Origin of the sequence: Bacillus pretiosus (genome assembly GCF_051294775.1) — a bacterium.
GTDB classification, from domain to species: Bacteria; Bacillota; Bacilli; order Bacillales; family Bacillaceae_G; genus Bacillus_A; species Bacillus_A wiedmannii.
Map to the genome: position 1 here is coordinate 584,739 of NZ_JBPPHF010000001.1, position 13,521 is coordinate 598,259.

14 protein-coding genes are annotated in these 13,521 nt (G+C 35.9%); 8 read left to right on the forward strand and 6 right to left on the reverse strand.

Annotation, left to right across the window (positions count from 1 at the left end):
• Positions 1 to 4 precede the first annotated feature (4 nt).
• The 8 genes from ACSG5Z_RS02990 to ACSG5Z_RS03025 all read left to right on the forward strand — a co-directional run bounded on the left by ACSG5Z_RS02990 (position 5) and on the right by ACSG5Z_RS03025 (position 6,919).
• On the forward strand, positions 5 to 1,018 hold the full coding sequence (locus tag ACSG5Z_RS02990; protein WP_435710634.1) for a molybdopterin-synthase adenylyltransferase MoeB: 1,014 nt from the start codon (positions 5 to 7) through the stop codon (positions 1,016 to 1,018).
• A gap of 42 nt (positions 1,019 to 1,060) precedes the next feature.
• On the forward strand, positions 1,061 to 2,350 hold the full coding sequence (locus ACSG5Z_RS02995) for a molybdopterin molybdotransferase MoeA (protein WP_435710635.1): 1,290 nt from the start codon (positions 1,061 to 1,063) through the stop codon (positions 2,348 to 2,350).
• Between the two features lie 44 nt (positions 2,351 to 2,394).
• Positions 2,395 to 2,865, forward strand: a complete 471-nt coding sequence (locus ACSG5Z_RS03000; protein ID WP_435710636.1) for a molybdenum cofactor biosynthesis protein MoaE — start codon at positions 2,395 to 2,397, stop codon at positions 2,863 to 2,865.
• Complete coding sequence (moaD, locus tag ACSG5Z_RS03005; protein WP_098088286.1) at positions 2,862 to 3,095, forward strand: molybdopterin converting factor subunit 1; 234 nt, start codon at positions 2,862 to 2,864, stop codon at positions 3,093 to 3,095. The genes ACSG5Z_RS03000 and moaD overlap by 4 nt, the downstream gene beginning before the upstream one ends.
• 80 nt (positions 3,096 to 3,175) lie before the next feature.
• On the forward strand, positions 3,176 to 4,345 hold the full coding sequence (narK, locus tag ACSG5Z_RS03010; RefSeq protein WP_087959667.1) for a nitrate transporter NarK: 1,170 nt from the start codon (positions 3,176 to 3,178) through the stop codon (positions 4,343 to 4,345).
• Positions 4,346 to 4,616: 271 nt separating this feature from the next.
• On the forward strand, positions 4,617 to 4,814 hold the full coding sequence (locus tag ACSG5Z_RS03015) for a PspC domain-containing protein (RefSeq protein WP_435710637.1): 198 nt from the start codon (positions 4,617 to 4,619) through the stop codon (positions 4,812 to 4,814).
• Positions 4,815 to 5,172: 358 nt separating this feature from the next.
• On the forward strand, positions 5,173 to 5,916 hold the full coding sequence (locus tag ACSG5Z_RS03020; RefSeq protein ID WP_088063162.1) for an amidohydrolase family protein: 744 nt from the start codon (positions 5,173 to 5,175) through the stop codon (positions 5,914 to 5,916).
• An 85-nt stretch (positions 5,917 to 6,001) separates the two neighbouring features.
• Positions 6,002 to 6,919, forward strand: coding sequence for an AEC family transporter (locus ACSG5Z_RS03025; RefSeq protein ID WP_262748127.1), 918 nt, complete (start codon positions 6,002 to 6,004; stop codon positions 6,917 to 6,919).
• A 223-nt stretch (positions 6,920 to 7,142) separates the two neighbouring features.
• Here the strand turns inward: ACSG5Z_RS03025 and ACSG5Z_RS03030 are convergent, their stop codons facing one another.
• The 6 genes from ACSG5Z_RS03030 to ric all read right to left on the reverse strand — a co-directional run bounded on the left by ACSG5Z_RS03030 (position 7,143) and on the right by ric (position 13,450).
• On the reverse strand, positions 7,143 to 7,613 hold the full coding sequence (locus ACSG5Z_RS03030; protein ID WP_435710638.1) for a precorrin-2 dehydrogenase: 471 nt from the start codon (positions 7,611 to 7,613) through the stop codon (positions 7,143 to 7,145).
• Positions 7,606 to 8,316 carry a sirohydrochlorin chelatase gene (locus ACSG5Z_RS03035; protein ID WP_435710639.1) on the reverse strand — a complete coding sequence of 237 codons (711 nt, stop codon included), beginning with the start codon at positions 8,314 to 8,316 and terminating at the stop codon, positions 7,606 to 7,608. Before ACSG5Z_RS03035 ends, ACSG5Z_RS03030 begins: the two co-directional genes overlap by 8 nt.
• Positions 8,313 to 9,737 (reverse strand): uroporphyrin-III C-methyltransferase, encoded by a 1,425-nt coding sequence (locus ACSG5Z_RS03040; protein WP_435710640.1) that lies wholly within the window; start codon positions 9,735 to 9,737, stop codon positions 8,313 to 8,315. The genes ACSG5Z_RS03035 and ACSG5Z_RS03040 overlap by 4 nt, the downstream gene beginning before the upstream one ends.
• A 58-nt stretch (positions 9,738 to 9,795) precedes the next feature.
• Entirely contained in the window at positions 9,796 to 10,113 is a 318-nt protein-coding gene (nirD, locus tag ACSG5Z_RS03045; protein ID WP_000616693.1) for a nitrite reductase small subunit NirD, read from the reverse strand.
• A gap of 15 nt (positions 10,114 to 10,128) precedes the next feature.
• Positions 10,129 to 12,534, reverse strand: coding sequence for an NADPH-nitrite reductase large subunit (nirB, locus tag ACSG5Z_RS03050; protein ID WP_435710641.1), 2,406 nt, complete (start codon positions 12,532 to 12,534; stop codon positions 10,129 to 10,131).
• Positions 12,535 to 12,742: 208 nt separating this feature from the next.
• Complete coding sequence (gene ric / locus ACSG5Z_RS03055; RefSeq protein WP_435710642.1) at positions 12,743 to 13,450, reverse strand: iron-sulfur cluster repair di-iron protein; 708 nt, start codon at positions 13,448 to 13,450, stop codon at positions 12,743 to 12,745.
• Positions 13,451 to 13,521 lie beyond the last annotated feature (71 nt).

Consider the following 13,521-nt stretch of genomic DNA (forward strand, 5'->3'; position numbering starts at 1 on the left):
CTCTATGCAAGAGCGATATTCAAGGCAAGTATTGTTTTCTGGAATTGGTGAAATGGGACAAAGCAAAATAAGAGAAAAGCAAGTGCTACTAATCGGTGCGGGTGCACTAGGAGCTGCAAATGCGGAAGCGCTCGTTAGGATGGGAATTGGGAAATTGACAATTGCCGATCGTGACTACGTCGAATGGAGTAATTTACAGCGGCAACAGTTATATACAGAAGAAGATGCAAAGCATTGTAAACCGAAAGCAATTGCAGCGGCAGAACATTTAAGAAAGATTAATTCTGAAGTGGAAATTGTACCAGTTGTAACAGATGTCACAATGCAAGAAATAGAAGAGTTAACAAAAGATGTGGACCTTATCATAGATGCGACTGACAATTTCGATACGCGTTTACTTATAAATGACATTTCACAAAAAGAGAATATACCCTGGATATACGGCGGATGCATCGGGAGTTACGGTGTAACGTATACAATTCTTCCTGGAAAAACACCATGTTTTCGCTGCCTAATGGACCATCCTATGAGCGGTGCAACATGCGATACAGCCGGAATCATTCAGCCAGCTGTACAAATGGTTGTTGCTCACCAAGTAACAGAGGCGATGAAAATATTGGTGGATGATTATGAGTCGTTAAGAGGGACGATGTTATCATTTGATATTTGGAACAATCAATATCTCTCATTAAAAGTAAATAGACAGAAAAAAAGTACATGTCCATCTTGCGGAAAATCACGAACGTATCCAAGTTTAACATTTGAAACGCAAATGAAAACGGAAGTGTTATGCGGACGGAATACAGTTCAAATCCGTTCAGGAATAAAGAAAAATCTTAATTTAAACGAAATTCAAAAACGATTACAAAAGAGTGTACATGTCAAAAAAACGCCATACTTACTATCATTTCTAATTGATGAATATCGTTTCGTTTTATTTACAGACGGTAGGGCATTTATTCATGGGACAAGTGATGTGAAAATAGCAAAACGATTACACGCAAAATATATAGGATGAACAGAAAGAGCGTTGCCCCTTATTAAAACGAGGTGAAAAAGAATGTTAGAAAAACGTATACCAATTCCGGTGGCAGAAGCAGTGGCACGTGTAATGAAATACGCTCATCAAGGTGAAATAGAAGAGGTTTCTCTTATAGAAAGTTACGGAAGAATTCTTGGAGAAGATGTTATTGCAGATCATGATGTCCCTCATTTTGATCGCTCTCCATACGACGGGTTTGCGATTCGAGCAGAAGATACAAAAGAAGCAAGTAGCAGTAATTCCATTCTGTTTGAAGTGATTGGTGAAATTGGAGCCGGTTTTGTTTTTACAGAAGAAGTGAAAGCATTTCAAGCTGTCCGTATTATGACAGGAGCCGCAATTCCGAAAGGGTGTAATGCGGTTGTTATGTTAGAGCTAACGGAAGGATTTGAAGAAAAAGAAAAGACGTATATGAAATTAAAACGCTCCTTCGCCGCTGGTGATAACATTTCTTTTAAAGGTGAAGATGTAAAACAAAATACCATCCTTGTGAAAAAAGGGACTGTTATTAACCCTGGAGTAGTGGCGCATCTTTCAACGTTTGGTTATAGTACCGTTCACGTTGTAAAACAGCCGGTTATTGGAATTGTAACGACAGGAAGTGAACTGCTTGAAGTACATGAACAATTAAAGACAGGGAAGATTCGAAATAGTAACTCCTATATGATAGCTGCTCAAGTTGAACGAGCGGGCGGAGTTGTACAGTATTATGGACAATTCGCTGACGATTTTGAGACATGTTATAACACTGTGAAAAAAGCGATAAAAGAAGTCAATATTTTAATTACAACTGGTGGTGTTTCGGTAGGAGACTATGACTATTTACCTGCTATTTATGAGAGATTACGAGCTAATGAACTTTTTAACAAAATAGCGATGCGACCAGGAAGTGTGACAACTGTAGCTGAGCTAGAGGGGAAACTATTATTTGGTCTATCTGGTAATCCTTCTGCTTGTTATGTCGGTTGTGAATTATATGTTCGGCCAGTCATTGGAACATATTTGCATAGAAAAGATTCGCACATATATCGTGCAGAGGCAATATTACAGAAAGACTTTCTGAAAGCAAACCCATTTACTCGTTTTGTAAGAGGGAGAGTAGAGATTGTAGATGGTCAATTACAAGTTACACCAGTTGGTTTAGATAAATCTAGCGCAATTTCTTCACTTGCAGAGGCCAACGCATTTATCGTCCTGCCTGGAGGAACGAGAGGATTTGAAGCAGGAATAACTGTTTCGGTACTGTTATTAGAATCAAGCGCCGGAAGTGAGTGGCCGTGGGAAGAACCGCTTCGATCATACAAATAATAGAAAAATAGATTGCTAACTTATACAAAGATAAGAGGTGCAAGATGACACATACGTATTATGAAGTAATTGATACACCTATTTCAATTGAAGAAGTTACAAACAAAGTAATTCGTCATGAATGTGGCGCAGTTGCAACTTTCATTGGTACTGTTAGAGAATTTACGAAAGGCCGTCGTACGCTATATTTAGAGTATGTAGCATATAAGTCAATGGCGGAGAAACAGCTTAAGAAAATTGGCACCGAAGTAGGAGAGAAGTGGCCTGGGACAAATGTCGCCATTACACATCGCATTGGTACATTACAAATTTCTGATCTTGCTGTTGTCGTTGCTGTTTCTACACCACACCGGAAAGCTGCCTATGAGGCGAACGAATATATTATGGAGCGTATAAAACAAATTGTTCCCATTTGGAAGAAAGAGTTTTGGGAAGATGGTGAGTCATGGATCGGTGATCAGTTAGAGAAGGTAGCGTATGCAAATGGTGAGCCTGGAAAGGAGATGAGAATATGATTGAAGTACTATTATTTGCACATTTACAAGAAGAAGTAAGTAAGTCAGCATTACACATAGATTGTGAAAATATTACGGTTGCTGAACTAAAGGAAGTCCTTATCACGAAATACAACGTAGCAATTTCAAGTGAGATAATGGTCGCTATAAATGAAGAGTATGCAAATGAGGATGACATCATTCAAATTGGCGATGTCATAGCAATGATTCCGCCAGTAAGTGGTGGTTGATTCTTTTCAGCCTAATCATGTTAGGACGTGATTAGGCTGGAGGGAATGAATATAACTATGCATACATAGGAGGGAACAGGATGAAAAGTCCTAATTTTCAATTAAGTTTACAAACTTCTAATCTAGTTATCGGTTTTATGGTATGGGTCATTTTATCATCATTAATGCCTTATATTAAAGTGGATATTCCATTAACTGCGGGACAAATTTCTATGGTAACGGCAGTACCGGTTATTTTAGGTTCTGTTCTTCGCATTCCGATTGGTTATTGGACAAATCGTTTCGGCGCAAGAAAATTATTCTTTATTAGTTTTATTCTATTATTATTTCCTGTCTTTTATATTAGTGTTGCCAATTCAATGATGGATTTAATTATTGGTGGATTATTTGTAGGGATCGGTGGAGCTGTATTCTCCGTAGGCGTAACTTCTTTACCGAAATACTTTCCGAAAGAGAGTCACGGTTTTGTAAATGGTATTTACGGTGTCGGTAACGCCGGAACAGCAATTACTTCGTTTTTAGCACCTGTCATTGCAACTTCAGTTGGCTGGAGAACGACAGTACAGTGTTATTTAGTTTTACTTGCAGCGTTTGCACTTATGAACTTTTTATTAGGCGATCGTAAGGAGAAAAAGGTGAATACGCCACTAATGGAACAAATAAAAGGTGTATATAAAAATGAAAAACTTTGGTTTCTATGTATCTTTTACTTTTTAACATTCGGATCGTTTGTCGCATTTACAGTATACTTACCAAACTTTTTAGTATCTCACTTCGGATTAGAAAAAGTAGATGCAGGTATGCGGACAGCCGGATTCATCGTATTAGCAACAATGATGCGTCCGATTGGTGGTTGGCTTGGTGATAAGTTTAACCCGTTTAAAATATTAATCTTCGTATTTATCGGTTTAACACTTTCAGGTATTATTTTATCATTTATGCCTAGTATGAACGTGTATACATTTGGTTGCCTACTAGTCGCATTTTGTGCAGGGATTGGTAATGGTACAATCTTCAAACTTGTTCCCATGTACTTCTCAGAACAAGCGGGTATTGTAAATGGACTCGTTTCAGCTTTAGGCGGACTAGGAGGATTCTTCCCGCCATTAATTTTAACTTTACTATTCCAACTAACAGGCCATTATGCAATTGGATTTATGGCATTATCAGAAGTCGCACTTGCTTGTTTAATCATTACAGTGTGGATGTATAGTCAAGAAAAGCTGTTAGTGATGTTAAAGAATCATTAATAAAGAAAAAGAACCCTCCTAAAGTAATCTAGGAGGGTTCTTTTAGTAATAGGCTTCGATATGTTTTTTATTGCTAGCTTAACAAACACTTGTATTCTATAATAATGTGGTTTAAAAATGAAAAACAGAAGTTTTATGGAATTTTATGTTAAAATATAGATATCAGATGTTATTCAATTAAAGGGCAAGTTAGTTAAAGGGATGTTAAATCTATTCCAAAGATTGAGCTAATTTTTAGAATACAAATATTTAATCGGATCGGGGTGTTTAGATGCAAAAATTATATAAGTCTACTCAAGATAAACAAGTTTCAGGTGTACTAGGTGGCTTAAGTGATAAGTATGGAATTGATGTAAGTATCCTTCGCATAGTAATTGCATTATCCGCCTTTTTTACTAGCGGATTTACAGTGTTACTTTATATAATAGCTGCAATTGTTTTGCCTACAGATAAAGATATTAAGAGATAAATGTATGAACTTAAATCTAATTCTACAATCGAGAACGCTGTTTTTTGTCTATTGAAAGTTTCCAAAGTAAAAGCTACAGTACGATTGTTATAAGACTGAAATGAACAAACGAAAAATCCTCATAAAATATTCGGAATATACCGAAAATTTAAAAATATATGACGGTATTTATAACAAGAAAAAACTTCATATTTTTTAGGGCCAGGTTTTTTGTAAGGCTAATGGATATTGTGAAAAAGTACACTTAAAATAAAGTTTAGGTCGATAAGATAAAATTATGAATTTGTATAAATAATCCATAATTTTCTTTATGAGTCATATTTGATATGTTAAAGAAAAGAGAGGGGAGGGAAATGAAATGAGAATTTTTGATGCACATTTTCATATTATTGATTTTAATTTTCCGATTATTGAGAACCAAGGGTATTTTCCACCCAACTTTGTTGTAGAAGATTATCAGAATGAATCTCCTAATTTGAATGTAATTGGTGGAGCGATCGTATCTGGTTCTTTCCAAGGGTTTGATCAAGAATATTTATTAAAGGCACTAAAACAGTTGGGTTCAACATTTTGTGGCGTAACACAATTACCTTTTACAGTGACGGATGAAGAAATACTAAATTTAAATGAAAATGGGGTAAAAGCATTACGCTTTAATATTAAAAGAGGTGGTTCAGAAGATTTATCGAAGCTGGATTACTTTGCTAGAAGAGTTCATGATTTAGTAGGATGGCATAGTGAGCTTTATATGGATGCAAAAGAGTTGCCCGAAATTGCATCCACTATAGAAAAATTACCAGCTATATCAATTGACCATTTAGGGTTATCAGAAGAAGGTTTACCACATTTATTAAAACTAGTTGATAAAGGGGTACATGTGAAAGCTACTGGTTTTGGTCGTGTCGAATTAGATGTTGAGAATGCCTTAAAGTCGATTTATGAAGTTAACCCATATGCACTTATGTTTGGAACAGATTTACCATCTACAAGAGCAAAAAGACCTTTTGAGTATGGAGATATCAAATTGATTCAACAGTTATTTGATGAACAAGCTACCGATAACATCCTGTATACGAATGCTTTTAAATGGTATTTTGGGTAGCGTCATAGTTTACATTTGAATTAAATGTGTCCAAATTTAGTAAAGCGTTTAATCAAACTAAAATATATGTAGAATGAGGTTTTAAATGTTTGTTTTTATTATATTAGACGTAATATTACCAATATTAATATTGATGCTAATTGGTGCAATCTTACAAAGGAAGTTCCAATTTAACTTAAAGCAGCTATCAACACTTATTAATTATTGCTTGATGCCAGCGGCTGTATTTGTGAATATATATGATATTAGTATAGAAACAGGTTTGTTGCTCCAGATAATATACTATTTAATGCTTTACAGTCTGAGTGTGATGATAGTAAGTCATTTCATTTCAAAAACATTAAAGTTAGAAAAAGGAGAAAGTGCAGCTCTAAAAAATAGCATTTCGTTAATGAATTCCGGTAATTATGGATTACCAGTAAGTCAATTGATTTTCAGTCACAATCCAGTGGGGGTTTCCATTCAGATTTTCATTGTTATTTTTCAGAATATTTTAACTTATTCATATGGGATATATAACTTACTATCAGCAACAAAAACAATCGGAAGTATTATTCAATCATTTCTAAGATTGCCTGTATTTCATGCACTCATATTAGGGGTTCTCTTTCAATCTTTTACAATTCAAATACCTAATTCTATCTTTCTACCTCTTAATCAGCTTGCGAATAGTTTTGTTGCAATAGCACTCATATTGCTAGGAGCGCAATTATCCAACATTAAGCTTAATTTTTTCCATCGAGTCATAACATGGGCTTTAATTGGAAGATTATTGATGGGACCATTATTAGCACTTGCCATGATCTACCTACTAAACATTGATGGTATTGTTGCACAATCATTATTTATTGCAAGTTCTTTTCCTACTTCAAGAAATACATCAACGATTGCTATGGAGTATCAAATAGAGCCTGAATTACATGCACAAATCGTTCTATTTTCAACACTTTTCAGCATTATTACAGTAACTGTCGTTATTTATTTGTCATATATTTTGTTTTGAATATACATGCAAAAACGATTAGATTTGAGGCGGTAAATGATGGACAGAAATCCCATCAATATGAGAAGAAAACAGTCTTTGATATATTAGGTGTCGTTTACAATTGTACCATGCCTAATAATCAAGCGGCTTAATTCAAAAAAGGAACCAAAACAAAAAGAACAAACGCTTCTAAAAAACGTTTGTCCAAAGGTAATTACTATTTTAGCTAAGAAATAGATTATTATTTGTGAGTACGAGAAAGCTTTTTTATAAGTTTAGGAAATATAGATGTTAGTGCCTGCTTCAAACGCTTTGTATATGATGGATTTTTACCTGAAGTTGAAATAGTGACAACATATTCATCATGTCGGATGACACCAGGTGTGTGAAACGATGATTTTGTACCATCACTTACAACATTAACCCACTGGAAATCATGGGCGGCCTGTTTGACCATCATATTTACAGCATGTTGATTTGTAGCTGCATAAATAAGATGAGCATCTTTAATATCATCATTACTAAAAGTTTTTTGCTTCCAAGTAATATAAGGTAGTTCCTTCATTTCCTTGCAAATTTCTGGGCTGATAATGGTGACAAAAGCGCCTGTATCTTTTAATCCAGACGCTTTTCGATATGCAATTTTACCTCCACCAACTATAACAACTACTTTTTTATTTAGATTAAGCATAAGAGGGTACATGTTATACATACACACATTCCTCCATTCGTTCTAATAATGTCAATTTCATATATGTATCAAACTGAAGACAGTTACAAGTCGTGATGTGAGCATGTTTTTTTGTATGCAACTTAATTTTTTGAAGCAACAGTCCGGTAAAGAGAAGATAGGGCATGACATATACATGGGAGGCAGTCGATGTTATAGCCTTGAGCTCAGCAGTAAAAGAGGGTGCTCCTTTCGTTAAAAAGGAGCACGATACTGGCATACCGAGTTTTCGTTCGACAGCTGCTCCGATTTGTTGTAACTCATGTATCGGCTGTGGATCACTGCTACCTCTTCCTACGAGTAAAATACTACTATCTTGCATTGGCATAGTTTCACGTATTCTTTTCACTACAAGTTCCACCATATGTGGATGCGTACTAAAGGGTGGTACAACTGAAAATGTTATTTGTGGATATTTCTTTTGTAGTTGCTCTATTTCAAAAGGAATATCAAGTTTATAGTGAGTTGCTGCAAATAATAAAACAGGTACAATCATTATTTCAGTTGCGCCCTCTAGTATCGTTTCTGTAACTGCATCCGAAATGGTAGGTGTTGTTAGTTCTAGAAAAGCCATTTTTTGAATTCTTTCGTTACGTTCTTTCATAACAGATTGAATAAAGTGAATGAATTGCTCATTACCTTCTTGCAGGCGACTCCCGTGTCCAACATATACAATTCCTTTCATCGTACCACCAAATCTTTCTTCATAACCATGTCTTGTAATTGCTCATCTACATGATGAAGTCCGACTTTATTCGCATAGTGTAAAGTTGGAACGTCGGTATATGAGAAGGGAAGAGTAAGAATATCGCTAAAGCCAAGGCGTTTTATTTCTGATAGAAATGTATCAATTGAGGCACGCCCTTCAAATACAATACTATCCCATGAGAATTCAGAAAGCATACGAGAATGGACTTCATCGAAGCGATGATCAATTGTATATTCATGAGTCATCATGTATGACCCGGCACCAATTTTCTCTTGAATAAAAGCAATTCGGTTAATATTTCTGCCCAAATAAACAGTAGTATCGGAAGAGAACTCTGCTTGTTTACTTAGTAGCCCATATTGCATCAGTTTTTCTTGAGTGGCAACGTTCATATATTGCAGTTTCGCCTGTAAGGAACGAATATCTTTCTGATGTTTACTACATGATCGCATCAATATTTCTACACTTTCAGCTGAACAAAATACAAGGCGATCAACGTTAAAAATTTCATTGATTTGTTCAAGTGTTAATATGTATTCTGCTTTTTTGAAAGTAGGAATTTGATATATTTCTGCACCGGCTTCTTGTAACTTTTGCTTCATTGAACTTGTTTTATTCGTTGCGGATGCAAATAAAACTTTTTTACCATGTAATGGTTTACGTTCTTTCCAAGCGATTTGATTACGTAAGGAAACGACATCACCAACAATTGTCATGGATGGATTTGAAATATTCTCGTTTTTGACGATAGGAACAATGGTTGAAAGTGTTCCTGTGACAACGCGTTGCTTTCCGGTTGTACCCCATTCAATGACGGCTACTGGCGTATCTTTTTTCTTTTCTGCTTGTAGTAAGTTTTCACAAATTGTAGGTAAGTTTTTTATACCCATGTAGTAGGCAATTGTGTCGCTATTGTGGGATGAATTATATTTTCCATGATCGGTTAAAGGCCCTTTTGCATGCCCAGTTAATAAAGTGACGCTATTACTGTAGTTACGGTGGGTGAGGGGGATACCTGCATAGCTACTAGCGGCGATGCTAGATGTAATACCTGGTATGATTTCATATGGAACGTTCGCTGCTGCTAAAGTTTCTGCTTCTTCACCAACACGGCCGAAAATAGATGGATCTCCGCCCTTTAATCGGACAACGATTTTTCCTTCTTGTGCGAATTGAAGGAGGTGGGCGTTAATCATTTCTTGTCGCATAATATGATTCTTTGGCATTTTGCCGCAATAAATAAGTTCACATGTTTCTTTTGTATAACTAAGAAAGAAAGGGTTTAATAAACGGTCATATAAAACGATATCTGCACGCTTTAAACAATCTATCGCTTTCTTTGTAATAAGCCCTTCATCACCTGGTCCTGCACCAACTAAATATACATATCCGTTCATCATCGCACCTCTTCTATTTTTATTTAAAAGGAAGCCAGAGGAGGCTTCCTTTCGAAAATTACATGTATAAATAAATGTCACCATCAATAACTTCTACTTCGTATGTTTGAATACAGCCGTCATCAGGTTTTTGAACTTCACCTGTTAGTAATGAAATTTTCCAATCATGCAGTGGACAAAAAACGAATTCACCAGATACAATTCCTTCGGCTAATGGTCCGTTTTTATGAGGACAACGATTTTCTACAGCTCGAATATCTCCATTTGAAAGGCGGAATAGGGCGATAGACATACCTTTCATTTGCACTTCTTTACCGATTTGAATAGGAAGGTCTTCCGCACGCATAACTTTTATTTTTTCTTTCGTTTGTATCATATAGATCACAGCTCCTTATTTCACAGTTTCTACTTCATACATCGCTTTTAATGACTTCGTTTCTAGTGCTTGTCCCCACGCTTCCGTATATGTGCTACGAGCTGTTTGGAAGCGTTCATTTAGCGTAGTCACCATACTTGCATCTTGTAGTATTTCTTTTATGTGATCGAAACCTAAACGTTCTGTCCAGTAGGCAGTACGCTCTCCGTAAATACCAGTTTCACGATAATATTGCATGTAAGCTGTAGCGATGCGAAGGACATCATCTTCAGTAGGGACAATCATTACAAAATCAGCTTCGCGTACTTCTGTACCACCATTTCCACCAATATAAAGTTGGTATCCATTTTCGACACAAACAACGCCAAAATCTTTCGTCAGTACTTCCGCACAGTTACGCGGACAACCCGTTACACCCATCTTCATTTTATGGGGTGTATCTACCATTTCTAATGATTGTTCAAGGAGCATACCAAGTCCTAATGAATCTTTCGTACCGAAACGGCAGAAGAGAGAACCAACACATGATTTTACATTACGAAGCGATTTTGAATACGCATACCCCGAAGTCATATGTAAGTCAGCCCATACGTTAGGTAAATCTTGTTTTTTCACACCATATAAGCCGATTCGACTCGCACCTGTAATTTTCACAAGAGGGACGTCATATTTTTTCGCAACTTCAGCAATTTTCATTAAATCATCAGCTGTTGTAACGCCTCCGTACATACGTGGAATAACAGAAAATGTACCATCGTGCTGAATGTTACCATTCATTCTTTCATTAACGAAACGAGATGATTTATCATCTTCATATTCTTCTGGAATCGCCATCCGTAAGTAGTAATTTAAAGCAGGGCGACATTTTGAACAGCCGTCTTCATGTGCAAAACCAAGAACATTGCGTACTTCTTTTGGAGATTTTAAGCCTTTCTCGTGAATGGCGGCTACGACTTCATCACGTGATAAAGTTGTACATCCGCACATACCAGCAGACTGCGCAGAAGCATCAAAAGCATCTCCGAGTGTATGAGATAAAACTTGTTCCACAAGCGGACGACATTTACCACAAGATCCTGCGGCTTTCGTGCAGCCTTTTACTTCTTCAAAAGTAGTTAACTCTTGCTCTAAAATGGCATGAACGATTGTACCTTTCGTAACACCATTACATCCACAAATCGTGTCATCTGCACTCATTGTAGCAACGTCAAGTTCACTTTCTTCACCAGCTTTGTGAAGAAGGGAAGCGGCTGTATATTCTTGTATATCCTCTTCTTTCTTTAACATGCTAAAGAGGCGTGTGCCATCAGCTGTGTCACCATATAAAACGATACCGACAACTTTATTATCACGAATTAATACTTTTTTATAGGAACGTTTACATTCATCAAATATTGAAATTGCTTTCGTCTGATCATCTTCATAAATTTGGCCAGCAGAGAATAAATCACAACCAGCAACTTTTAATTGCGTACCGACGATACTGCCCGTATATCCATCAGTTTGTAAATTCGTTATATGTTTCGCTAATATTGCGCCTTGTTGATAAAGAGGGGCAACAAGTCCATATGCAATACCATCATGTTCTGCACATTCGCCAACTGCATAAATGGATTCATCATTTGTAAGCATATAGTCATTGACTACAATGCCTCGATTGACAATGAGACCAGCATCTCTTGCTATTTTCGTATTTGGTCGTATTCCGACAGCCATTACGATTAAATCACAATCTACAACTTCACCATCTTCAAATTGAATGCCCTCAACATAGTCTGTACCAAGAATTTTTACAGTTTTCTTTTCCATTAAAAACTTCATGCCTTGTGCTTCTAAATCTTCACGCAATAGAGAAGCTGCTTTCGTATCTAGTTGTTGCTCCATTAAGCTAGGCATTAAATGAACAACATGTACGTCCATTCCTAAGTCAATTAGACCTCTTGCGGCTTCTAAACCGAGTAACCCGCCACCAATGACAACGGCCTTTTTCTTTTCTTTAGCGGTATCTATCATAAATTGTGTATCTTCAATAGTTCGAAATCCTGTTACACCGGGAAGTGTGGAACCTTCAACAGGTAAAATAAAAGCACTAGAACCTGTTGCAATAATGAGCTTGTCATATGTAAGAGTACGATTCTTTTCTGTAATAATAATTTTTTCTTCTCGGTTAATACTTTGAACTCTTTCGTTTGTATACAAAGTTATTTCGTTTTCATCGTACCAACTATATTCATTTATAATGATATCTTGCATATTTGTTTTGCCTTGTAAAACATGAGAGAGCATAATACGGTTGTAGTTTGGATGCGGTTCATCTCCAAAAATAGTAATCTCATAGGAATCACTATCATGTTTTAATATTTCTTCCATACAGCGTATGCCAGCCATACCATTTCCGATCATAACTAAACGTTTTTTCATTTTTGTTTCCCCTTTTTATGTGAAATGTTGAACAAATGATTATATTTTTATTATAGAAAATCAAAAAAGGGGGAGATGTGATATTTATCACACTTATATAATGATTCACAAATTGTTAAAATTCGGATTTGTGTGAGGGGGGCGTGGATATTTTTCGCAAAATGAAAAAGCAGGACATAAGTATTTACACTCATGTCCTGCACTTGATTTATGCTCTCGTAGTGGCACGCGGAAATAAAATATTATTTTCTAAATGAATATGCTCAAATAAATCAGACTCTAGCGCTTCGAGGCGTTGATAAACAAGTCGATAAGTGCCGCAAGCTCCTTCTGGAGGAGTAAAGTCATTTGTCACTTTACGAAGTTCTTTTATAATATTTCCGGCGTGGCTATGTTCATTTTCCAACTCATCTACTACCTTGCTTAACTTTTCATAGTTTTCATCAGTTGGATTTTGTTCAAATTCTAAAATTAATGGAAAATCTTCCGTTTCTTCTTTAATTAAATGCTGTTCTAATTCCATTTTAAGTTCATGAAATAGCTTATGAATTTGAGCTAAATGAGGCTGATTTACTCCATGAACACGTAATACTTTCGTCACATATGGACTTAACTGCGGTAACTCTTCATTTAAATAACGATGATGCTTATGAATTACATAATCAATCAATTCACGATAAGAAGCATTTTTCCAATCAATTTCAGATTCATTTAATCGTTTCGTATTATGATAAAGTGTATTTAACTTTGTAATTACTTCAGAAGCTGGTAAATTTCTTTCATGAATTGCATCAATAAGCGGCTTATTACCACCACAACAAAAATCTATTCTATAAGATTTAAAAAGATCACTAGCTTTCGGAAATTGTGTAACAATCTCACCAACAATTGAAGTTTCAGTAAATGTATGTTCCATATGAATGCCTCCATAAAGTTTAAATGTAATATCTAAATTAAGAATAGCGATAAATGAAAAACAATGTGGTG